General features: G+C 69.2%; 20 protein-coding genes. 12 read left to right on the forward strand and 8 right to left on the reverse strand.

Annotated features, from left to right (window positions below):
• Positions 1-172: 172 nt before the first annotated feature.
• Both AB1460_RS22900 and AB1460_RS22905 read left to right on the forward strand, forming a co-directional pair.
• On the forward strand, positions 173-601 hold the full coding sequence (locus AB1460_RS22900) for a hypothetical protein (RefSeq protein ID WP_368963997.1): 429 nt from the start codon (positions 173-175) through the stop codon (positions 599-601).
• 11 nt (positions 602-612) lie between these two features.
• On the forward strand, positions 613-1,635 hold the full coding sequence (locus tag AB1460_RS22905; RefSeq protein WP_368963998.1) for a transposase: 1,023 nt from the start codon (positions 613-615) through the stop codon (positions 1,633-1,635).
• 3 nt (positions 1,636-1,638) lie between these two features.
• On the opposite strand, the gene AB1460_RS22910 is transcribed toward AB1460_RS22905, so the two are convergent.
• Complete coding sequence (locus AB1460_RS22910) at positions 1,639-2,001, reverse strand: helix-turn-helix domain-containing protein (RefSeq protein WP_368964000.1); 363 nt, start codon at positions 1,999-2,001, stop codon at positions 1,639-1,641.
• 132 nt (positions 2,002-2,133) lie between these two features.
• Here AB1460_RS22910 and AB1460_RS38390 point away from each other — a divergent pair, with 132 nt between their 5' ends.
• Positions 2,134-2,220, forward strand: coding sequence for a hypothetical protein (locus AB1460_RS38390; RefSeq protein ID WP_420497345.1), 87 nt, complete (start codon positions 2,134-2,136; stop codon positions 2,218-2,220).
• Positions 2,221-2,285: 65 nt separating this feature from the next.
• Positions 2,286-2,852, forward strand: a complete 567-nt coding sequence (locus AB1460_RS38395; protein ID WP_420497343.1) for a hypothetical protein — start codon at positions 2,286-2,288, stop codon at positions 2,850-2,852.
• Here the strand turns inward: AB1460_RS38395 and AB1460_RS22920 are convergent.
• The gene (locus AB1460_RS22920) at positions 2,739-3,752 is read right to left on the reverse strand and encodes an NADP-dependent oxidoreductase (RefSeq protein ID WP_368964001.1); all 1,014 of its coding nucleotides are present in this window, start codon (positions 3,750-3,752) and stop codon (positions 2,739-2,741) included. The two genes, AB1460_RS38395 and AB1460_RS22920, sit on opposite strands and share 114 nt — an antisense overlap.
• Before the next feature lie 84 nt (positions 3,753-3,836).
• Between AB1460_RS22920 and AB1460_RS22925 the strand changes: the two genes are divergently transcribed.
• Both AB1460_RS22925 and AB1460_RS22930 read left to right on the forward strand, forming a co-directional pair.
• A complete protein-coding gene (locus AB1460_RS22925) occupies positions 3,837-5,429 on the forward strand; it encodes an aldehyde dehydrogenase family protein (RefSeq protein ID WP_368964002.1) in 1,593 nt (530 codons plus the stop codon).
• A 14-nt stretch (positions 5,430-5,443) separates the two neighbouring features.
• Positions 5,444-5,920 carry an NAD(P)-binding protein gene (locus AB1460_RS22930; RefSeq protein WP_368964004.1) on the forward strand — a complete coding sequence of 159 codons (477 nt, stop codon included), beginning with the start codon at positions 5,444-5,446 and terminating at the stop codon, positions 5,918-5,920.
• A 133-nt stretch (positions 5,921-6,053) separates the two neighbouring features.
• Here the strand turns inward: AB1460_RS22930 and AB1460_RS22935 are convergent, their stop codons facing one another.
• Both AB1460_RS22935 and AB1460_RS22940 read right to left on the reverse strand, forming a co-directional pair.
• Positions 6,054-6,608, reverse strand: coding sequence for a hypothetical protein (locus tag AB1460_RS22935; RefSeq protein ID WP_368964005.1), 555 nt, complete (start codon positions 6,606-6,608; stop codon positions 6,054-6,056).
• Between the two features lie 172 nt (positions 6,609-6,780).
• Positions 6,781-7,548, reverse strand: a complete 768-nt coding sequence (locus AB1460_RS22940) for a carboxymuconolactone decarboxylase family protein (protein ID WP_368964007.1) — start codon at positions 7,546-7,548, stop codon at positions 6,781-6,783.
• 161 nt (positions 7,549-7,709) lie between these two features.
• Between AB1460_RS22940 and AB1460_RS22945 the strand changes: the two genes are divergently transcribed.
• Positions 7,710-8,021, forward strand: coding sequence for a hypothetical protein (locus tag AB1460_RS22945; protein WP_368964008.1), 312 nt, complete (start codon positions 7,710-7,712; stop codon positions 8,019-8,021).
• Between the two features lie 20 nt (positions 8,022-8,041).
• Here the strand turns inward: AB1460_RS22945 and AB1460_RS22950 are convergent, their stop codons facing one another.
• The 3 genes from AB1460_RS22950 to AB1460_RS22960 form a co-directional block, all read right to left on the reverse strand.
• Positions 8,042-9,274: an IS110 family transposase gene (locus AB1460_RS22950; protein ID WP_368964010.1), complete on the reverse strand. Its 1,233-nt coding sequence runs from the start codon at positions 9,272-9,274 to the stop codon at positions 8,042-8,044.
• A 518-nt stretch (positions 9,275-9,792) separates the two neighbouring features.
• Positions 9,793-12,315 (reverse strand): CaiB/BaiF CoA transferase family protein, encoded by a 2,523-nt coding sequence (locus AB1460_RS22955; RefSeq protein WP_368964011.1) that lies wholly within the window; start codon positions 12,313-12,315, stop codon positions 9,793-9,795.
• A gap of 344 nt (positions 12,316-12,659) precedes the next feature.
• A complete protein-coding gene (locus AB1460_RS22960; RefSeq protein ID WP_368964013.1) occupies positions 12,660-15,098 on the reverse strand; it encodes a helix-turn-helix transcriptional regulator in 2,439 nt (812 codons plus the stop codon).
• A 196-nt stretch (positions 15,099-15,294) separates the two neighbouring features.
• Here AB1460_RS22960 and AB1460_RS22965 point away from each other — a divergent pair, with 196 nt between their 5' ends.
• The 5 genes from AB1460_RS22965 (at position 15,295) to AB1460_RS22985 (ending at position 21,317) form a co-directional block, all read left to right on the forward strand.
• Positions 15,295-15,675, forward strand: coding sequence for a hypothetical protein (locus AB1460_RS22965; protein WP_368964014.1), 381 nt, complete (start codon positions 15,295-15,297; stop codon positions 15,673-15,675).
• 130 nt (positions 15,676-15,805) lie between these two features.
• On the forward strand, positions 15,806-17,053 hold the full coding sequence (locus AB1460_RS22970) for a cytochrome P450 (RefSeq protein WP_368964016.1): 1,248 nt from the start codon (positions 15,806-15,808) through the stop codon (positions 17,051-17,053).
• Positions 17,050-18,321 carry a cytochrome P450 gene (locus tag AB1460_RS22975; protein ID WP_368964018.1) on the forward strand — a complete coding sequence of 424 codons (1,272 nt, stop codon included), beginning with the start codon at positions 17,050-17,052 and terminating at the stop codon, positions 18,319-18,321. Before AB1460_RS22970 ends, AB1460_RS22975 begins: the two co-directional genes overlap by 4 nt.
• Positions 18,322-18,480: 159 nt before the next feature.
• Positions 18,481-20,091 (forward strand): flavin-containing monooxygenase, encoded by a 1,611-nt coding sequence (locus AB1460_RS22980; RefSeq protein ID WP_368964019.1) that lies wholly within the window; start codon positions 18,481-18,483, stop codon positions 20,089-20,091.
• Positions 20,092-20,222: 131 nt separating this feature from the next.
• Positions 20,223-21,317 (forward strand): NDMA-dependent alcohol dehydrogenase, encoded by a 1,095-nt coding sequence (locus AB1460_RS22985; protein WP_368964020.1) that lies wholly within the window; start codon positions 20,223-20,225, stop codon positions 21,315-21,317.
• Positions 21,318-21,511: 194 nt separating this feature from the next.
• Here the strand turns inward: AB1460_RS22985 and AB1460_RS22990 are convergent, their stop codons facing one another.
• Positions 21,512-22,699, reverse strand: coding sequence for an acyl-CoA dehydrogenase family protein (locus AB1460_RS22990; protein ID WP_368964021.1), 1,188 nt, complete (start codon positions 22,697-22,699; stop codon positions 21,512-21,514).
• Positions 22,700-22,706 lie beyond the last annotated feature (7 nt).

Raw genomic sequence — 22,706 nt, forward strand, 5'->3', positions numbered from 1 at the left:
GGCCGAGGCGCTTCTCCTCTCGTCCTGAATCGCCTTTAAGGCCTGCTTGCGCCGTGTGCAGCGATGAGTTGCACGCACGGTGCTGAGGGGGCCCCGGAGCGGCAACGTTTCGGGGCTACCCGACCACCCGCTGGGTGCAGGTTGGCTACAGAGGGCCTGATCGGAGATCCTCGTGTTCATGGAGTCAGAGTCACAGGAGCCGGCCGCCGGCGGCGGATCCTCGCCGCGGCATGATCCGGCGCCGCGTCCGTCGCGGCGGGTGTTCAGCACGGCGTACAAGCTGCGGATCGTCACCGAGTATGAGAACGCCCCGCATGGGGAGAAAGGCGCGATCCTGCGCCGGGAAGGTTTGTTCTCCTCGCATGTGGTCGAGTGGACCCGAGCGCGTGACGCGGGAGTCCTGGGACCGGCGCGCTCCCAGGTCCGGGTTCCGGAGAAAAAGCCCGGGAAGTCGGCGGAGCAGATCGAGCTGGAGAAGCTGCGTCGCGAGAACGAGCGGTTGAAAGCGAAACTCGCGACGACCGAGACGGCGCTGGACATTATGGGAAAAGCGCGCGCTCTCTTGCAGCAGGTCTCCGAGAGAGCGGACTCCGACCAGTAGCCGACCAGGCGTTGGACCTAGCTTTTGATGAGCTTCGCGCCGCGGGTGTTCCGGTGAATCGGGCGTGTGCCCATGTCGGCCGGTCGCGGGCGACGCATTATCGGCATGCCGCTCCGCGTGGGCCTGTGCATGGGCCGTGGCCGGCGCGGACGCCCCCGCCGGGGACGTTGACCGAAGCCGAGCGTGCGCAGGTCCTGGCGGTCCTGGCGAGCCCGGCCTACCAGGATCTGGCGATCCCGCAGGTCTGGGCCCGGGAGCTCGACGCCGGCCGCTACTGGTGTTCCCTGTCGACGATGTACCGGATCGCCCGGGCGGCGGGGCAGACCCGGGAACGCCGCGCCCAGGCGACGCACCCGCCGCGGGTCCGCCCCGAGCTGTCCGCGACCGAACCGTCGCAGATCTGGTCGTGGGACATCACCGCGTTGAAAGGGCCCGAGAAAGGAGTCTGGTACAAGCTCTACGTCATCATCGATATCTACTCGCGGTATGTCACCGGCTGGCTCGTCGCTGCCGCCGAGGACGCGGTGGTAGCGAAGGATTTCATCGCCGACGCGATCCGTCGGAACGGGTCGGCTCCCCAGGCGGTCCACGCGGACCGCGGTGGGGCGATGGTCTCGAAACCCGTGTCGGAACTTCTCGTCGATCTCGGGGTTTACCGGTCCCATTCACGGCCACGGACGTCCAACGATAATCCGTTCTCGGAGGCGCAGTTCAAGACTCTCAAGTACAGCTACGATTTCCCGGACCGGTTCGGGTCGCTGGCCGATGCCCGCGCCTACTGTGAGGGTTTCTTCACCGCCTACAACCATGACCATCGCCATTCCGGGATCGGGTTCCATACCCCCGCCTCGGTCCATTTCGGCACCGCCGGCCAGGTCCGGGCTCACCGGCAGGCCACCCTCGACCGTGCCCACGCGGCCCACCCCGAGCGGTTCGCCCGCCGGCCACGACCGCCCCGCCTACCCGAGACCGTGTGGATCAACCAGCCCGTTCCAAGCCAACCGAACGAAGATCCACTGTCGCAGTTGACTTGACAACTACCGCTTCGCGAGCTCACGTTTGGACCAGTGGGTGGCCCCTTCGGGCACCTCTTCCAGAGTGCGGACCACGACCTCCTCGACCTGGGCATCGCTGATCGTGCGTGGCGCGCCCAGCCTCGGCTCGTCGCTGAGCCCGGCGCACCGGTGCCGGACGAACCGGTTCCGCCACCTGCCCACCGTGTCCCGGCTGATTCCCAGCTCGGCGGCCACGGACTTGTTGGTCCTGTCATCCGCGCGCATCAACACGATGCGCGCCCGCTGGGCCAGGCCCTGCGCGGTCCTGCGCCGGCTGGCCCACCCCTGAAGGGTCCGCTGCTCGGCCTCAGTGAGCACGAGCGGCAGACTCGGCTTACCTGCCATACCTCCCTGACACCGCAGGTCCCATGAGATCGCAGATCTCCAGACCGGGACACTAGCGTCGGCGGCGACGAAGGGAGTTCCACCGTGACCACGCTGGTTACGGGCGCCACCGGGAACACCGGCCGACACGTAGTGCGAGAGCTGGTCGAGCGCGGCGAGAGCGAGCGGGCACTGACACGGAATCCGGCCGCGGGGATGTTCTCCCCAAGGTTCAAGTAGCGGCCGGTACGCATACAGCGCCCCGGGAACTGGACGCCGCACTCGACGGCGTCAGCCGACTCTATGTGACGGTCACCGCGGGGCTCGCCGAGGTCGCGCCCGAGCTGGTGCGGCGGGCGGTGGACGCGGGTGTACGGCGTTTCACCGTGGTCTGGTGCGGTGGGGTCGGGCCCGCCGAACAGGCCGTGGCGGACTCGGGCGTCGAGTGGATCCGACTGGAACAACAGGAGTTCATGTCCAACACGCTGACCTGGATCGAAGCGCTGACGACGGGCGAGCGGCTGGCGACGCGCGAGTTCGCTGCACGCCGACAAACACCCGAGCGCGAACCGGTCGGGGCCGCCCACTGCCGACGTGGCAGCACCTTGACGACCGCCAACACATTCGGATGGATGACCATCATTCGAGATCACCTTGTCGCTCCGCGAACGGCAGCGGCCGCCAGCCGCATCCAACAACAAGTGATCGCGGAGAAACCGTCACCCATCCGAACATCGCCGGGTTGTTGGTGGGGCGGTTTACGGTTTGATCAGCAGTTTTCCGAAGTTCGCGCCTCCCAGGATGCCTATGAATGCATCGGGCGCGCTTTCCAGCCCATCCACGATCTGTTCGCGGTATGTGATCGCCCCTGATCGGACCCACTCGGTCGCCTGGCGGAGGAACTCGTCCTGGTGCGCTTCGACGTAGGGCACGTAGGCGAAGCCCTGGACGGTGATCTGCCTCGACAGGATGGCGGACATGAACGCTGGCAGGAGGTCGGCACGGGGCTCGGCCGGCGCGCCGTTGTACATCGAGACCAGGCCGCAGACCGGAACCCGCGTCCCCGCGTTGAGGCGCGGGATGACGGCCTCAAGGACGTGTCCGCCGACGTTCTCGAAGTAGACGTCGATCCCGTCGGGGGTGGCTGCGGCGAGCGCGTCGTCGAACCCGGGTTCCCGGTGGTCGATCACGGCATCGAGCCCGATCTCGCGGAGCCATGAGGTCTTCTCGGGGCCGCCCGCGATGCCCACAGCCCGCGCGCCACCCATCCTGGCCAGCTGCGCGACCATCGACCCGACCGCGCCGGACGCGGCGGCGACGACCACGGTCTCGCCTGGCCGCGGGCGCGCGATCAGGTTGAGGCCCACGTAGCCCGTGAAGCCGGGCACGCCGAGGACGCCGAGCGCCGTGCTGACCGGAGCGGCGTCCGGGTCGAGTAGGCGCACGGCGGCACCTGGCTGAACTCCGTACGCCTGCCAGCCGGTGCCGGCCAGCACGACAGCGCCCGGCGATATGCCCGGGTACCTCGACTCCACCACCTCGCACACGGTGCCCCCGGGGATCACGGTCCCGAGCTCCATTGGCGCGGCGAGCGAGCGGTAGACCAGGCCCGGCCCCATCCGGCCTCGGATGTACGGGTCGAGTGACAGGTAGATCGTTCGCAGCAGGAGCTCACCGTCGCCCGGTTCCGGGACCGGGCTTGTCTCGATCCGGAAGTCGTCGGCCGTCGGCGCGCCGTCGGGCCGCGCGGCGAGCACCACGCGCGTGTTCATGGTCAACCGTCTTCGCCCCTTCGCGCCCACGGCCCGCTGAGCCGCCGCATCCCCATTAGTGATTACAACACTATATGAGGACGCTTGGTTGACGACTTGAGGCGCGCCAAACTAGCATCCAGCCCTGTTCGTGGGACGGCAGAGCACGCCAGCGGCCCGCAGAGAGTCCCGCAACCCGTAGCGGTCCACCAGCTCACAGAGAGGTCCAGAGCATTGGCGATCCACCAGGTGGACACCGACATCCTGCCGAACCCGGCGCCCCTGGCTGGGGACGGGCATCTCAAGGTCACCGGTGACCGCGCGACTCAGCATGTCTACGCCGCCACTGGTAAGGCGACGGTCTCGGTGCCCCTAGCCAGCCCGGAGGATGTCGACGCCGTCGTGGCCACGGCCCGCCGGGCGTTCGAGGAATGGCGAAAGGTGTCCGTCGTCGAGCGGCGCCGTCTGATGCTCGCCCTCGCCCGAGCCGTGGCGGACCACGCGGATGAGCTCGCCGCTCTGCAGACCGTGGAGAACGGAACGCCGCGCGCGGTCGCCAATCGGCTCCCGAACGTGGCGGTGGACTATCTGGAGTACTACGCCGGCTGGCCGGACAAGATCACGGGTGACGTCAACCCGGTGTGGCCCCTCCAGGCGCTGGACTACTCGGTCCTTGAGCCCTATGGCGTCATCGCGGGCATCATTCCCTGGAACAGCCCACTCGCGACCATTGGTCAGTTCGCCGCTCAGGCTCTGGCGGCGGGTAACTGCATCGTGGTCAAGCCGCCCGAGCTGACCCCGTTCACTACTGTCCGATTCGCCGAGCTCGCCCTTCTGGTCGGCTTTCCCCCGGGCGTCGTCAATGTGGTCCCTGGCGATGGTGTGGTCGGCGAGGCCCTGGTCAGGAATCGCGGCGTCGACAAGATTCATTTCGTGGGCAGCGGCCGAACCGCGACCCGGATCATCCAGACGGCCGCGGAGAACCTCACCCCCGTCGCGACTGAGCTTGGTGGTAAGAGCCCGAACCTGGTGTTCGCGGATGCGGATCTCGACGCGGCGGCGGCGCTGGCGCTTCGGTCCTGCATGTTGGTGAGCGGTCAGGGCTGCTACAACGGCACGCGCCTGCTGGTGGAATCGTCCGTGTACGACGAGGTGATCGACCGGGTGCGAACCCTGGTCGGCGGATTCACACTGGGCGACCCCATGTCTCCCGAGACAGTGCTGGGCCCGGTGATCACCGAGGGCGCACGGGACCGGATCATGGGAATGATCGGGCGAGCCGTGAATGACGGCGCGAGTCTGCTGGCCGGCGGCTCGCGCCCGGGCGGGGATCTCAGCGACGGCTTCTACATCGAGCCGACCGTTTTTACGGACGTCGACCGGGGCTCCGAGCTCGCACGGGATGAGGTCTTCGGTCCGGTGCTCTCCATCTTCCGATTCGACGGCGAGGAGGACGCGCTCGCGCTGGCGAATGACACCGACTTCGGGCTGGCGGCCTATGTGCAGACATCCGACGTCAAGCGTGCCCACCGTCTCGCGGCGGGGCTCGACGCGGGCATGGTCTGGGTCAACGCACCGGGCACGCTGTCGCCTTCGATGCCGTTCGGCGGCGTGAAGCAGAGCGGGACCGGCCGGGTCGGCGGGCTCGCGGGAATCGAGGAGTTCAGCCGCCGCAAGAACGTCTGGCTCGCGCTCTGACCGGCTCAACGGCATTGGACGCCGACCTTTGCGACGTGCTCGTCATCGGCGCCGGTATCACCGGGCTCCACCAGCTGCACAGCCTGCTGACGGCGGGATTCCGGTCGCGGCTACTTAAGGCCGGTACCGGCGTGGGCGGCACCTGGTACTGGAACCGCTACCCCGGCGCGCGTTTCGATTCGGAGAGCTCTTCGTACGGCTACTTCTTCTCTCCCGAGCTACGCGACGAGTGGAACTGGAGCGAGGAGTTCGCCGGGCAGCCCGAGACCGAGCACTACCTGAACCTCGCCGCGGACCAACTCGGCCTGAGGCCGTTCATCGTGCTGAACAGCAGGGTGGCAAGCGCGACCTATCTCGAAGACGAGGCATGGTGGGAAGTCGCCACGACCACCGGAGTCGCCCACAGCCGCACATGCGCCCATCCGCGCCCTGGCAGTACCGCCAGTCCCCGATCGCGCCCTCCGTGCTCGGCCCGGCGGTCATGCCGGTGACCTTCACACCGGGCGCGCGCGTCCGGGGCTGAACATGCCTCGGCCTTCCTGGCCCGCGCGGCCGCGCGGCCGCGCGGGCCAGGAAGGCCGACAATGGCGAGTGAATGCCGCGCCGAGACGGCGGCGGGACCGGTCAGCCGGCCTTGGGGCCGGCGACCTTGTCGTTGTCGCGAGCCGCCGCGGTCACGATCGGCTGCCCCAACAGCTCGTCGAGCTGGGCGCGGGCGAGTTCCAGGCGGCGGGCGTACTCGTCGCGCTCGGCCTCAAGACGGTCCCCGTCGAGGGCGGCCGCGCGGTCGGCGGCCACGTTCGCCGCCGCAGTGCTGGTGAGCAGTTCCTGCACCAGTGCCTGGGCCAGGCGCTTGTAGTCGATCTCGATGGCGGGCTGGCCCGGGACCGCCACGGTGGTGGTCGCCTCGGCCTGCCCCACGGGCGCGATCGCGCCCGTGGACGCGGCGGGGGGATCGCCGACTCCGCCGATCCGATAGGTGCGCTTGCCGCGGATCTCGCGCTCGATCTCGCCCTCGCGGTCCATGGTGGCGATCAGCTGGATGAAGGCGACCGAGCTGCCGGTGTAGCCGATGGCGTCCTTCAGCACTCCCGTGGCGTAGCCGGACGGGTCGACGACCGGCCCGGACGTGGCCAGGTACGTCCGGATGCGGGTGCGTGCGGAGCGGTCCCGAGCCATTTCTACCTCCACTGATGCCACGCCTGAAGGCCAGTAGGCGCCGGTCGGTCGACGCTTTGATGAACCCGACTACAGCACGATAGCACAGGGATAGTAGAACAGGACTACGAGGTGTCCTGCTCCACATACACGCGGGTCCGAGCCCGCGGCACTGTCATACCTTGTGTGACTGTCAGACCTTGCGGGCAAGCACCTCCAGCCCCACGTCGAGCGTGCGCAGGCCAGTTACCGAAGCCAGTTGGAGCACCTCGAGCACGGCCTCGGGCCGCACCCCGATGGCCAGCGCCTCCCGCAGGTGCTTCCGAAGCCCATCCACATAGTGCTGTGGGCTCACCGCGTCGATCGCGATCGACAGCAGGTGCTTGATCTCGGGGTCGAGAACGTCGTCGCGCTCCCAGGGCAGGTCGATGAAGCGCACCCGGGCCGTGAAGTACTCGGGATCCATCCGCAGGATGCCGGCGTAGATCGGGTTGAGCGGGCGCGGGCGAGGGCCGCTGGTCTCAAGCGCACGAGCGAGTTCTTGGTGCCGAGCGGTCTCCTCAGGCAGCGCGAGGCCAGCCCGCTCCATCTCCTCCAGCAGGATGGGAAGGCCGACCGAAACGGTGTGCAGACCGATCGAGCAGGCAATCTCGAGGGTGCACAGCACCTCGGCCCGGCTGGCGCCGTCGGCGAGCGCGGCGTCGATCCTGGGTTCATCGGCCTCCGGGATCACCGACTCCACCCCGAGGACCACGAGCGCGCGGACGGATGGAGCCAGAACTCCATTGCGGTGAGGGTGCGCGACCAGTGACTCCGCAATGGCGGCGAACTCCGGGTCCGCCGCCCGGAGCGCGTCGGCCGTACGCAGGTGCCGGGCCAGGTAGTCGACCCCGGACGCCGTGGTCCCGAACGCCGTGACAGAGCCCGAGCGGCGCTCGGCATCCCGTGCGGCAGTAGTCATCGGCGTTCACCTCCTCGGCACATTGGGTACAAGATTGCGCCATGTCCGGCGTCTTGTCAATGGCATCGCTTGACGTCTTGACCTGGTCTTTTGGGTGTCGTAGCGTCTGTGATGGCCGTTACATCGACATCCTGGGGGCGGACGTGGCGGACGAGCGAGTGATGACGGTTGCCCGGCGCGCGGCCGAGCTGTTACCTGAGCCGCCCCCCGCCCACGACAGCTACGGTTACCTCGCGTGGGAGGAGCTGGTCCTCTCCACCGCCCGCCGCCTTCAGCGGCTGCTGAGCTACGAGACCCTGGCCACGACGCCGGCCGCCTCGCTCGCGCTCGTCCCCGGCACGGGTCGGCTGGACGCCGAGTTTCTTCTGACGCTGTCGGTGTTGCTCGCCCAGGACGACGACCACCACTGCGACCAGCTGCTCTCCGACGCCGTCGCCGAACACTGCGCCGGCCGCACGGCCGTCTGGGCCTAGACATCCCACGGTTCTAACTGTCAAGCAGCGATCTTCTGGTCGGTCGTCTGGTTGGGCCAGGCGGTGGCTTCGTCGTAGGGGGTGTGGTGGCGCAGGCAGCCGTGGAGGATGCCGACGAGCCGGTTGGCGAGGGTGCGCAGCGCCTGGTGGTGGGTGGCGCCGCGGGCACGATGGGCGTCGTAGGAGGCCCGTGCGCCGGGCGAGGCGTTCAGGGCCGCGAACGCCTGCAGGTAGAGAGCGTCACGCAGGCGTTTGTTGACCGCGACACGGGCGAGCACGACCCGTCTCGTGCCGGAAGCGCGGGTGATCGGGGCGGTGCCGGCGTAGTTCTTACGCCCCTTCGCGTCGGCGTAGCGGGTCGGGTCGTCCCCGAACTCGGCGAGCACCCGGGCAGCGAGGACCGGTCCCAGCCCTGGCTGGGACAGCATGACCTTCGCGTCCGGGTGCTGGTCAAAACACGAGCCCAGCTCACCTTCGACCTGCTCGATCTGCGTGGCCAGGGTCGCGAGAACCGCGACGAGGGCAACCACCGTGTGGCCGTAGGCGTCGGCGACCAGCGGCGCCGCGGCCAGCTGGTCGGAACGCAGGGCGTCACGGATCTCTGCGGCGCGCCTGTCGAGGTTGCGCTGGCGACCCGCGCGGCGCAGTGCGGAGACGATCCGCGCCGTCGACAGTCCCCGACCGCGGGCCGGGGTCGGGGCGATCTCCAGCACGGCCAGGGCGTCCCGGCCGGCGAGCTCGCCGGAGAACGCGACCAGCGCGGCCGGGTAGAACTCGCGCAGCGTCGAGCGCAGCAGGTTCGCCTGCCGCTGCCGCGACCAGATCAGGTTCTGATGCGTGCGGGCCAGGACCTTCACCGCCTCGGCCAGTTCGCTGTCCCCAGCGATGGGCCGGTGGTTGGCCCGATCGGTGCGAACCAGATCGGCGAGCACCTTCGCGTCCCCGGCGTCGCTCTTCGCCCGTGAGGTGACATGCCGTTCCCGGTACCGGGCCGCGGACAGCGGGTTGATCGCGTACACCTGGTACCCAGCCGTGACCAACGCCCCGACCCAGGGTCCCCGGTCGGTCTCGATCCCGACCACCACCGACGACGGCTCGTCCCCGTCCCCGAGATGGTCCGCGATCAGGCCGTGCAACTCGGCCATTCCGGTCACGCCCTCGGGGAGCCGACGGCGCACGAGTCGCCGGCCGGTCTCGTCCTGGATCTCGATGTCGTGATGGGCCTCGGCCCAGTCATCCCCGACGAACAGCAATCCCGCACACCCTCCCTGGCCGGCGATCACAGCAGAGCCCTCAGGAAGGATCGCGCACACGCTAATGGATCAGTGCTCGGACGGCACGACATCCCACCGGTCGTCTCTCCCTCCCAGCAACCAGCGGCGGCACGATCTAGGCCTAGACCTCGACCATCGGGCCTGCGCACAAGAGTGCTCGACCGCTGGCGGCTCGGACACCAACCCCATCACAGACGGAACCGGTGCAGTCCCATTAGCGCCCGAACGAGGCTGTCCACCCGCGCGGCGCGGCATCCCGCGACCGGTCACATCAGGACGACAGCCACCAGACCGGTCCGCCATCTGCCAGGCCGGTCCACCTTCGGGCAGGGAACATCGCCCCGCCAGCCACTCCGCCACTCCACCGACAGCCCACGCTGCCGCTCCCGCCCTCCCCCACCAGGGTTTTCGACGAGATTTCGGTTCTCGACGAGATTCCGACCAGGTGGGCGCGCGAGCGGGGCCCCAGCACTGGGCGGGGCCCCTTCCCCAAGACCTCAGACCTTCGCGTCGTTCTCCTGAACGGTGTCGCGCCAGCGCTGCGAGGGCGCCTTCACATCCACGTCCGGCGCGACCAGGCCGAACTCGGCGGCCACGAGTGCCGTGTCGCGGCCGGGGATCGGCGCGCCGGCCGGCGCCAGGCTGGGTGCGGCGCCGAACCTGATAGCGGCGTTCGCCACCTCGATGCCGGTCTCCACGTCATGGTCGGACATGCGAATCCGCATCCCGCGGGCCAGCGTCTGCGGGTGTGAGAAGGCCTCGTTGACGGAGAGAACTGTGGCGCCGGGGAGCTTGAGAGAGAAGTAGAGCTCCTCCCACTCAGCCGCCGTACGCACGAGGAAGCTCGGCTCGACGAGGGTGTACAGGGCGTCCTCGTTCTCGCGGCGCAACGGCTCGGTGGCGAACCGGGGGTCGTCGATCCACTCGGGGTGCTCCGCGGCCTTGCAGAACTTCGCCCAGAACTGCTGGGTGATGCAGATCGTGAACCACCGATCGTCGGCGGTTCGGAAGACCCCGAACGGAAGCGAGCCACTGCCGCCGCGACGAGGCTCCGGGAGGAACTCCTTGCCCAGGGTCACCGCCTGCGGCGCCCGGTAGGAAAGCAGGGCCACCTGTGAATCAAGCAGGCTGATGTCGAGGTGCTGCCCGTGCCCACGCAAAGCACGCAGCCGGATGGCGCCCAGGGTGCCGAGCGCGGCGAACATCGCGCCGGTCAGGCCACCGATCGGGTTGCCCCAGCGGATCGGCACTTCCGGCCTTGTATGGTCGACAGTGATGCTCATACCACCACCGAGAGCCTGGATCGCGTTGTCGAACGCCGGGTAGGCGCTCCACGGGCCGGTGTGGCCGAAGCCGGTGATCGATGTCTGGATCAGCTGGTCGTTCAGGCCGCGCAGGGACTCGAAGTCGAGCCCGAGCCGCTGAAGGACCCCGGGCCGGTAGTTGTCGAGCATGACGTCGGCCCGGCTGGCCAGCCCGAGCAGGAAGGCGCGCCCCTCGTCGGTCTTGAGGTCGGCGATCACACTCCGCTTGCCTCGGTTCAGACCAGCGCGAAAGGACGCCTCACGGCTCTCGTCGGGGTAGGGCTCGATGACCTGCCCGAAGGGCCGCTCGACCCGGATGACGTCGGCCCCGAGGTCGGCCAGCAGCTGCGCCGCGAAGGCCTTGCTCGGCTCGTCGCCGTTCAGCTCCAGGACGGTGGTGCCCTCTAGAGCGCGACCGACCTGGCGGGAGACGTCCGGGTCGGGGTTCAGCGCACCGCGCTCGACCAGCGGCACGGCGCCCCGATCGTCACCGCAGTGGATCACTCCGGCTGCCGAGAGCCGCTCCAGTTCGTCGGTGTCGAGCCCGAGCAGGGCGCCCAGAACCATCGCGGTGTCCGCGCCGGGCTGCCGAGGGGCGCGCCAGGTCGAGGAGTCACTGAACTTGAGGGCGTCCCCCGCGACCGTCGCCGTACGGCCGAACTCATCCGAGATCACGACCGACATCCCGCGCGCCCGCACCTGCGGATGCCGGAACACGTCGGCGACCCGGGTGACCTTGCCGCAGACGACGCCGGCCGCCATCAGGTGCTCCTGCCACCAGTCGGCGGTGCGGGTCCGGAAGACGCCCTGAAGCAGCTCGACGAGCTCCTCGCGGTGCGCGTGCCGGGCCGGCCCGGTGCTGAAACGCTCGTCGGTCAACAGGTCCGGCCGCTCCATGACCCGGGCGGCGGCCGGCCACATGCGCTGGCTGATGCAGATGGCGACCCATCCATCGCCGCATTCGAAGTTGCCGAAGGGCACGGTGCCCTGGCCACCCTCGAAGGGCGACGGCAGCGGCTCCTGGCCGAAGGTCAGCGCCTGCGGGACCCGGTAGGTGTTGAGCGCCAGCATCACGTCGAGCATGGAGACGTCGACGTGCTGCCCGGCGCCGGTCCGGTCGCGGTGGATCACCGCCGCGGTCACGCCGATCGCGCTGACGAGGCCGGCGAAGAGGTCGCCGATGGGGATGCCCCAGCGCACCGGCGGCAGGTCCGAGGCGAGCCGGGTGTAGTTCATCGTGCCGCACATGGCCTGCACGATCGGGTCGTACGCGGGCATGGTCGACCACGGCCCGTCGCCGCCGAAGCCGGTGAGCGAGCAGGTGATGATCGATGGGTTGTGCCGCGCCAGCGACTCCCGGTCGTCGCCGAGCCGGGCGGTGACGCCGGGACGGAAGTTGTCGACCACGATGTCCGCCTCCGCCACCAGGCGGTGGAACAGACCGCGTCCCTCATCCGACTTGAGGTTCAGGCTTACCGAGTGCTTGTTGCGACTCAATCCCCAGCTGAACGCCTCGTCCTCGCTGAGCCGGGTCGGGTCCACCTCGCGCCACGACTCCTCGTCGGGCAGGGACTCGACGCGGATCACCTCGGCCCCCAGGTCGGCCAGCAGGAGAGAGCCGAAGGGGCCGGAGACGACACGGCACAGATCGAGGACGCGCAGGCCGGACAGGGGCGTGGACGGCGAGGCGCTCGGAGAGGTCGCTGCAGCACTCATGATGTCCCACCCTAGGCCGTCCCGCACTGAAACACAACTTGTAACCGCATTCGAACATCACTAAAAGCAAGGGTCCGCACCAGCCTAAACCGTGCCTAAAAACCCAGGGCAACCCCGGTGACACGCACCACAGAGACGATTGACTGCCAAGTTGCTATGTTGTTTCAACCGCGCGCCGTCAACCGCGACCGCCGCCGCCAGAACGACCAGGTCGTGCTCGGATGGAGGGTGCCCCGCTTCGCCTGGGCCGATGCCATGAGCCGAGCGGTGGCCGCGAGTCGTGCTGGCTGAGCACGCCGAGTCCGCCACCACTGCCGTGATCGAGCCTGATCGGACGTGGTGCGCTAGCGAGTGCTGCGGGCGCTTCCGGCCACCAGAGCGATGATCTGGCTTCGTGAGGTGAAGTCCAGCTTGGTGAGGATCCGCTGCACGTGGCTGTCCACCGTGCGCTGCGCGATCACCAGGTCGGCGGCTATCTCCCGGTTGGTCTTCCCGGTCGCCACCAGCTCCGCGATCTGCCGTTCCCGCGAGGTCAACGGAAGGTCGTGCAGCACCGAGTCCGCGGCGAGAGCGCCCGGCGTGCCAGGGATTTCAGGCGCGCTGATGTTCCCGGGCGGGCCGAAGGCTCCAGGGGCGGCGGGGGACGCGGTGGTGCGAGGCGTGCCACGGCCGTCCGAATCGTCGGCCCCGCCGAGCGCCGTGGTAACAAGGTCGGTCAGGGAGAGCTCCCGCCCGCGCGCGGCCACCGCGCGGTGCTCCGCCCCGAGCTGGGCACGGGCACGCACGGAGTACTGCTCGTGCCACTCACGCACCCCGGGAAACCCGTGGTACGCGGGACCGAAGTCCTCGGCGCGAGCCTGCGCGGCCTCCAGCAGAAGCACTCCCTGGCGTGCGTCGCCGGCCTCGACCGCCGCCCAGGCGAGCAGCTCGACAGCCCAGACCACACCCTGCAGGTTGGCGAGCTCGCGCTTGCGCCGCAGGCCGTCCCGTGCCAGCCGCGCCGCCTCGTCCGGGCGGCCGGACAGCAGCGCCTCCAACGCGCGGACCACCAGAGCCCACGACAGCAGCAGTTCCTCGTCGTGGGCGGCGCAGAGCTCACTGGCCTCGGTCAGGACCTCGCGCGCGAAGCCCAGGTCGCCTCGGTAGCAGTAGGCAAGCCCAAGATTAATCAGCGCGTCCGCGAGGTACGGCGCGCTGTCGGTGAAGCCTCGCTCCTCGGCGATGCCCGCCTCCAGGCGCTCGATCGCGGCGTCGACCCGACCCTCGAACAGATCCGCGACGCCGGTCGCCCACAGCGCGTGCGCGCCGCGGGCGGCATCCCCGAGCCCGGCGGCGACGCTCTCGCACTCGGCGAGCAGCTCCCGCGCGGCCGCGATGTTGTCGTCCACGGTGGAGAGGAAGCCGTGTGTCCAGAGCGCCTGCGCGCGCTCGGGGGTGAGTCGGTCGTCGACGGCCAGCAACTGGCTCAGCCAGCGACGCCCTTCGCCGGGCGAGCCGGTGCCGATCCAGAAGGGGAACAGGTCCGCGGCCATCCCGAGCCCGACGCGGGCGGTCTCCTCATCCCGGAGAGAGAAGTCCAGAGCGGCCCGAACGTTCGCCTGGTCCGCGAGTACCTGGGCGCAGAGGTCGCGCTGGCGCGGCCCGAACCATCCCCGGTGCACCTGCTCGGTCAGATCGGCGAAGTAGTCGAGGTGAGCGAGCCGCACCGCGTCGACCCCACCATCCGCCGCGCCCTGCTCCCTGCCCGTCTCCGCGAGCCGGCGGGCGCCGTACTGCCGGATCGTCTCCAGCACCGTGTACCGCGAGCCGTCGAGGACGACCACCGACTTCTCGACCAGCTCGAAAAGGGCCGCGGCGACGTCGTCGGCGGCGAGCCCCGGACCAGCGCATACCGCCCGCACCGCGTCGAGCGTCGCCCCGCCCCGGAAGACCGAGAACCGTGCCCAGAGCACGCGCGCCGCTGGCGAGCAAAGATCGTGACTGTAGTCCAGGCTGGTGCGGACGGACGTGTGCCGGCGCGCCGCCGACCGGGGCGCGGGTGGGTCCGGCACGGGCTGGGCGAGCATGGACTCGACCGACTGCCACCGGCTCCCGGCCGCGGCGAGCTCGATCGCCAGCGGTAGCCCATCCAGCCGGCGGCAGAGCTCCACCACCATCGCCTCGCTGACGCGGCCGGCGGCGACCTCCGCGTTGAGCGCCCCCGCGCGTTCCAGGAACAGCGCGACCCCGTCGTAGCTCGCCGCGGCACCGGGTGCGATGGGGCTACCCGCGGCCGGCAGCGCCAGCGGCGGTACCCGGTAGAGAGCCTCGCCATCGATACGCAGTGCCTCGCGGCTGGTGGCGAGCACGCGTAGGTGCTGGCATCCGCTCAGGAGGCGGGTGACGAGGAGCGCGACCGCCTCGGTGAGGTGCTCGCAGTTGTCCAGCACCAGCAGTGCCTGGGATGTGCCGATGCGAGCGACCAGATCATCGACATCGCCAGCGGAGTTCCAGCTCGGATCCAGTCGTGTGAGCACCGTGGAGGCGAGCAGGTCGGGCTGGGAGAGCTCGGCGAGCGGCACCATGCAGGCGCCGTCGCGGAAGGCCGCACGCAGCGTTCGGGCGACGTGCAGCGCCAGCCGGGTCTTGCCCACCCCGCCCGGACCGGTGAGCGTGACCAGCCGCGCCCGGGTGAGCAACTGCTTCACCCCGGCGGTCTCGGACCTGCGCCCGACCAGACTGGTCGCCTCGGCAGGTAAGTGGTCCTTCTTGCCCGAACCCCTACCTAAATCGCCGCGTCCCATCGTTGCCCGCCTCCGCCTCGATAAGACCGCATGTGGCCAGTGGACCAGAGGGCGACGTCGGTCGCGACTCCAGAAGTCACACGACAAGTGACCGAGGTCATATACGTAGCCGATATCGGCAATTCTACGCATGCGCCGTCGCGCCCCGGCTCCGAACATCGACGGTCAACACCGACCGACAACGGAGGAGCCGCGGATGGCCTGTCGCATCGATCTGGGCATCAGCCGCGGGCGCCGCGAGTGGCGCTCGCCGCGGCCGCGGCCCCGGGCGAGCGGCCCCGCGCACGCCGTCGATCCGCTCGTCCGGGCCGCCGACCTGGTGAAACGCGTCGCCGCGCTCGTTCCCGCCCCAACGGCCGGGCTGTGCACCGATGACCACGCATGGCTCGCGTTCAACGAACTACTCGATGAGGCGGCGGTTCTGGTAGCGGAGGCCCTGCGTCACCCGGACGTGCTGGGTGACACGGCCGCGCCGACGCTGCGCGTGCTGCTCGACTCCCTGGTCGGCACCGACGCGGTGGCGTGGCTCCTGATGGAACGCGCTCTCGGAGTTCTCAGTTGGGACGACCTCGGCTGACCCACGCGTTGCCCGGAGAGTCCGGACGTGTCCGCGGCTCACGGAACGCCATCCATTGCCGTGTTACATACCTTGTGTTAATTAGGTTACTGTCCTACGAAGGCCACGCTGAAACACGATTGGGCAGCTGATGACCGACCTCTCACTCGATGACCTGCGGAACCGCTACCGCCGCGACTACGACCCCTACGCCGACCAGTCCATCGACGAGCAGTTGGCCGAGCTCGCCGACCGTCGAGCCGACCTGCCGGTCAGCTACTCCGCGCGCGGCAACGGCTGCTGGGTGCTGACCGACTATGACGACGTCTCCGACCTGCTGCGCCGCAACAACCGCGGCGTGGTGAGCTTCCCGAACGAGCCGGACGGGCTGAACCTGTCGGGCGCTCGGGCGAAGCAGATCCCCATCGAGCTCGACGGGCCCGAGCACCGGCAGGTGCGACAGCTGCTGGATCCCATTTTCGCGCCGAAGAAGGTCGCGCACCTGGAGGACCATCTGCGGGAGCAGTGCAACCGGCTCATCGACCAGTTCATCGAGGACGGGAGAGTCGACTTCATCAAGAAGTTCGCGCTGCCGTTCCCGGGGGCGACCGTCCTGGCCATCATGGGATGGCCGGCCGAGGACCTGGAGATGATGAACGGCTGGGCCGACGTCCTGCTGCACGGCGTTCCCGGCGGCGCCGAGGACGAGAACAACGCCGCGCGCGGCCAGACCGTGCTGGAGTTCTCCTCCTACATGGCGCGGAAGATCCCCGAGTGGCGTGCCGCGCCGCGGACGGACGACGTGATGTCGGTGATGCTCGACGCCGAGATCGGCGGCGTGAGGCTGACCGACGACCAGCTCTACGACTTCTCCGTGCTGATGATGTTGGCCGGGCTCGACACGGTGCAGAGCGTCCTGGCCCGCTGCACGCGCTACTTCGCGGCCCGGCCCGACCAATGGGACCGGATGTTCTCCGACCCGGAGACGTTCCCCGCCGCCGTGGAGGAGCTGCTGCGCTGGGCCACTCCCCCGGTGCCGACGCGCACGGTCACGGACGACGTCCTGGAGATCCGCGGCGTCCCGATCCCGCGGGGAGAGCGGGTACACGCTCCGCTCGGCTCGGCCAACCGCGACCCGAAGTACTACCCGGACCCCGACGAGGTCGTCTTCGACCGGGCGACCAAGCCGCACCTGGCGTTCGGCGTCGGCCCGCACCGCTGCGTCGGTCTCCACCTGGCGCGCCTGGAGCTCCGCATCGCCTTCGAGGAACTGCACCGCCGCATCCCGAAGTTCGAGCTCGACCCCGACATGCCCGCCCCGCACGAGCACCTCGGGCTCGCCTGGGGCGTGAACGACGTCCACCTCCGCTTCACACCTGGCCCCAAGGAGCTGTCATGAGCACGTCGGATGTAGACGCCCCGGCCGAGGAGAGCATCGAGGAGACAAGGGTCCGGCTGCGCAGCGACTACGACCCGTACGCCGGCGTACCCATCCAGACCCATCTCGACGGGCTCGCTCAGCGGCGCGCGGAGTTACCGCTGAGTTGGTCCGGTCACGGCAACGGCTGCTGGGTGGTCACCGAGTACGACGACGTGTCGGAACTGCTGCGGCTCAACAACCGCGGCGTCGTGAGCTTCCCCAACGAGCCCGACGGCCAGAACGCGGTGGGCTCCCGCAAGGCGATGATCCCGATCGAGATCGACGGCGGGCTGCACCGGCAGTACCGCCGCTACCTCGACCCGCAGTTCGCGCCCAAGAAGGTCGGGCTGCTGGAGGATCATCTGCGCGAGCAGGCCAACCGGTTCATCGACGGCTTCAGCGAGGCCGGGAAGTGCGACTTCGTCGAGGGTTTCGCCCTGCCGTTCCCGGGCGCCACCGTGCTGGCGATCATGGGATGGCCACTGGAGGATCTCGAGCGGATGAACCGCTGGACGTCGATCCTGCTGCACGGCGTTCGCGGCGGCACGCTGGAGGAGAACGCGGCGGCGCGCGGCAAGGCGCACGTGGAGTTCAGCGCCTACATGCTGGAGAAGCTCCCCGAATGGCGCGCCGCTCCGCGCCGGGACGACGTCACCTCGGTGATGCTCGACGCGGAGTTCGACGGCGAGAAGATGGACGACAACGACCTTTTCGACTTCTTCGTGCTGATGATGACCGCCGGGCTCGACACAGTGCAGAGCGTGCTGTCGCAGACAGCGGTCTACTTCGCCCGCCATCCCGATCAGTGGGATCGGATGTTCGAGAAGCCGGAGACGCTGGAGCCGGCGATCGAGGAGCTGCTGCGCTGGGCTACGCCGCCGGTGCCGACCCGCACCGTCGACGTCGACTCGGTCCGTTTCCAGGGCGTCGACATTCCGCGTGAGGACCGGATCCACGCTCCGTTGGCGGCCGCCAACCGCGACCCGAAGTACTACCCGGACCCCGACGAGGTCATCTTCGACCGGGCGCCGAAGCCGCACCTGGCGTTCGGCGTCGGCCCGCACCGCTGCGTCGGGCTGCACCTGGCCCGACTGGAACTCAAGATCGCCTATGCCGAGCTGCACCGCCGCATCCCGCGCTTCGAGCTCGACCCCGACGCGCCCGCGCCGAACGAGCACCTGGGGCTGGCCTGGGGTGTCGAGGACGTACACCTGCGCTTCGAGCCCGGTCCGCGCGAACTCTCCTGACCCGGCGCACACGGCTCGCCGGGTGCGAGCCGGGCCACTCCTCCCGGTGGCCCGGCTCACCCCGGTCATGCCAGCTGTAATGGTGTTAGCATCATTAGAAACGGCTAACAGCATTAGTGCGTCATCGAGGCCGTCCGCTCGAACTCAGGAGGAGCTTCCGTGGGGGAGCCGCAGCCCGCCGTCAGCACGCTCGACGCCCTGGTCGTCGGGGCCGGCATCTCCGGTATCTACCAGCTCTACAGGCTGCGCGAGCAGGGCCTCGACGTCCAGATGGTCGAGGCCGGCAGCGGCGTGGGCGGGGTGTGGTTCTGGAACCGCTACCCCGGCGCCCGGTTCGACTCGGAGAGCTACGCCTACGGCTACTTCTTCTCCCGTGAGCTCATCGACGAGTGGGACTGGAGCGAGGAGTACGCCGGCCAGCCCGAGACCGAGCGCTACCTCAACTACGCGGTCGACAAGTTCGACCTCCGCCGGCTCATCAACTTCGAGCAGCGGGTCGCCTCCGCGGTATGGGACGCCGACGACGCGCGCTGGACGGTGCGGACCGAGAGCGGGGGTGTCTGGCGACCGCGCTACCTGGTCACAGCGCTCGGCATTCTCTCGGCGCCGGCGTACCCCAGCGCGCCGGGCCTGGACGGCTTCCGTGGCGAGCGGGCGCACACCGGTCTGTGGCCGACCGAGGGCATCGACTTCACCGGCAAGAAGGTGGCCGTCATCGGCACCGGTTCGAGCGGGGTGCAGATCATCCCGTTCGTCGCGCGGGATGCCGAGAAGCTCGTCGTCTTCCAGCGCAGCCCCAACTGGTGCACGCCGATCAACAACTTCGCCATCACCCCGGAGCGGATGGCCGACATCCGCGGCCGCATCGACGAGATCTGGGAGACCACGCAGCTCTCGCCATCCGGTTCGATGCACCGGCCGATGACGGAGTCCTCGCTGGACATGGATCCCGAGGAACGGCGCGGTCACTTCGAGCGACTCTATGACTCCCCCGGTCTGATCATGGCGTTGGCCAACTTCCGCGACGTCGCGCTCGACAAGCGCGCCAACGACAACGCCACCGCATACATCGCCGAGCGGATCCGGGCCCGCGTGCACGACCCCGAGATCGCCGAGCGGCTCATCCCCAAGGATCACGGCTTCGGCCAGAAGCGGCCGCCGCTCGAGAACGGCTACTACGAGGTCTTCAACTCCCCGCACGTGTCGCTCGTCTCGACCGGCGACGAGCCCATCGTCCGGTTCACCGAGACCGGCATCGAGACCGTCCGCGGCCACTACGACCTGGACGTGATCGTCTTCGCGACCGGCTTCGAGGCGGTCGTCGGCTCCTACAACCGCATCGACATCCGCGGCCGGGACGGACTGAGCCTGCGTGACCACTGGGAGGCCGGGCCGCGCACCTACCTCGGCCTTACCGTGGCGGGGTTCCCCAACCTCTTCCTGATCGGCGGGCCGCAGAGCACGACCGGCAACATCCCGCGCGCCACCGACTTCCAGGCCGACTGGGTCGCCACGACCATCGCCCGGATGCGGGATCGCGGCGAGACCACGGTGGAGCCGACCGCCGAGGCCGAGGACGGATGGATCGACCACGTCAACGGCGGGATCGTCGGCACGATGCAGGAGACGGCGGAGTCGTGGGCATTCGGGTCGAACGTGCCCGGCCGCAAACGCGCCTACCTGCTGTACGCCGGGGGGCTGCCGCAGTACCGCGAGCGGGTCAGGGCCGCCACCGGGGACGGCTACCGCGGGTTCTCGTTCTCATCCTGAGCCCCTCCCAACCCATCCTGCTGTCGTTCTTCGCGCCGCGTTGACGGCGTTCTAATTAGGTTTCTATTGTGTTGTAACCAGATAAACGATGGCACGGTCCGTCTCCGCGGGCCGGCGGCGGAGAGGCACAGATGAGTACACGAGCGGCAATCCTGTGGGCCCTGGGCGAGAAGTGGAGCGTCGAGGACGTCCAGCTCGCCGACCCGGGCCCGGGCCAGGTGCGGGTCAAGATCCACGCCACCGGCCTGTGCCACTCCGACGACCACGCGGTCACCGGCGACATGCCGAGCCCGTTCCCGCTCGTCGGCGGCCACGAGGGCGCCGGCGTCGTCGAGGCGATCGGCCCCGGTGTAACCCGGGTCGCGCCCGGCGACCACGTGGTCCTGATCTTCCAGCCGCCCTGCGGCTACTGCCGCAACTGCGCGCGTGACCGCTCGAACCTCTGCCTCAACGCCGCGCTCCAGAACTACGGCGTCACCAAGTCGTTCAGCGCCCGCGGGCAGGAGATCGCGGCCACCGGTGACCTGGGCACCTTCGCCGACGTCACCGTCGTCTCCGAGCGCTGCATGGTGAAGATGGGCAAGGACATCCCCTTCAACGTGGCCTCGCTGCTCGGTTGCGCGGTCACCACGGGATGGGGCGCGGCCGTCAACCTCGCCGAGATCGAGCCCGGCGACAACGTCGTGGTCATCGGCAGCGGCGGCGTCGGCATCAACTCGGTGCAGGGCGCCAGGAACGCCGGCGCGAACATGATCATCGCTGTGGACACCGTCGAGCTGAAGCGCCAGAAGGCGCTCGAGTTCGGCGCGACGCACGCGGTCGGCTCAGTCGAGGAGGCGAGCGCGCTGCTCGCCGAGAGCACCGGCGGGCGGATGGCCGACGCGGCGATCCTGTCGGTGGGCGTGGGCGACGCCAGCAAGCTGGGCGAGATCATCGACCTCACCGGGCCGGCCGGCATCACGGTCGTCACCTCGGTCTCGCCGTTCGCCTCCACCACGGTGGACATGAACCTCGCGCTGTTCACGCTGGCCCAGAAGACCCTGCGCGGCAACGTGTACGGCGGCGTCCAGGTGCACCGCGACATCCCGCGGCTGCTCGACCTCTACCGGCAGGGCCATCTCAAGCTCGACGAGCTGATCACCAGGACCTACACCCTGGACCAGATCAACGAGGGCTACGCCGACATGCACGCCGGCAAGAACATCCGCGGCGTCATCGAGTTCTGAGAGCTCTGGTCCCGCGCCGACACTCGACTTGGCCCTCGCCGCCGACCGGTGGCGAGGGCCAATCCATTCCTGCCACAGGATAGGCGCGGCCGCCCCGTTACGAACCTGGGACGGGGATCACGCTCCACACCGTGACCCCCGTCCCGGGTTGGTCACCACGACACCGGCGGCACCGGTGTCAGATCTCGCGCTGCTCAGCCCACGGCGTTACCACCGCTGGTGCCCTTCCTCGCCCGTGCGACGAGCTGGCCGACGATGACGTTGCGCTGGATCTCGTTCGTACCCTCACCGACGATCATCAGCGGGGCGTCACGGAAGTAGCGCTCGACGTCGTACTCGGTCGAGTAGCCGTACCCGCCGTGCACCCGCACCGCGTCCAGCGCGATCTTCACCGCGGCCTCGGATGCGAACAGCTTCGCCATGCCGGCCTCCATGTCGACTCGGCGGCCGGCGTCGAACTCCCGGGCGGCGTACAGCGTCAGCTGACGCGCGGCCTCAAGGTTGGTAGCCATGTCGGCGAGCAGGTTACCGACTGACTGGTGCCTCCAGATCGGCTTACCGAACGACTCACGGGTCTGCGCATAGGCCAGCGCGTCCTCGTACGCCGCCCGCCCAACCCCGAGCGCACGGGACGCGACCTGCAGGCGGCCGGTTTCGAGCCCCTTCATCATCTGTGCGAACCCGAGACCCGGCGTCCCGCCCAGCACGCTGCTCAGCGGAGCGCGGTAGTCGTCGAAGGTGACCTCGCAGCTCTCGACGCCCTTGTAGCCGAGCTTTGGCAGGTCACGCGACACGGTCATCCCGTCGCCGGGCTCTACGAGCAGCACCGAGATCCCCTGCGAGGCCGGCCGCGCGTCCGGGTCGGTCTTGCACAGCAGCGCCGTCAGCCCGGCCCGGCGGGCGTTGCTGATCCAGGTCTTGGCGCCGCTGACGCGGTACTCGCCGTCGACGTTCCTCGCGGTGGTGCGTATCGCCTGTAGGTCCGAGCCGCCCTGCGGTTCGGTGAGCGCCATCGTGGCGCGCACCTCGCCGGTGGCCAGCCGGGGCAGCCAGGCGTCCTTCTGCTCCTGGGTACCGAACTGGTTGATCAGCTTCACGACCACCGTGTGGCCGCCCATCGCGCCGGCCAGGCTCATCCAGCCACGGGAGAGCTCCTCGGTGACGAGGACATAGCACTGCATGCTGACCGCGACGCCGCCGTACTCCTCGGGGACCGCGAGGCCGTAGATCCCGAGCTTCTTCATCTGCTCGATGAGCGCCTCGGGATAGACGTTCTCGTGTTCCAGCCGCTGGACCACCGGCTTTACCTGCTTGTCGACGAACTCGGCGACGGTCGCGATGATGGCGCGCTCGCCCTCGTCGAGAGCTCTGAGGTGCTCCACTACGTCT

Source organism: Parafrankia sp. FMc2, assembly GCF_041008525.1.
Taxonomy (GTDB): Bacteria; Actinomycetota; Actinomycetes; order Frankiales; family Frankiaceae; genus Parafrankia.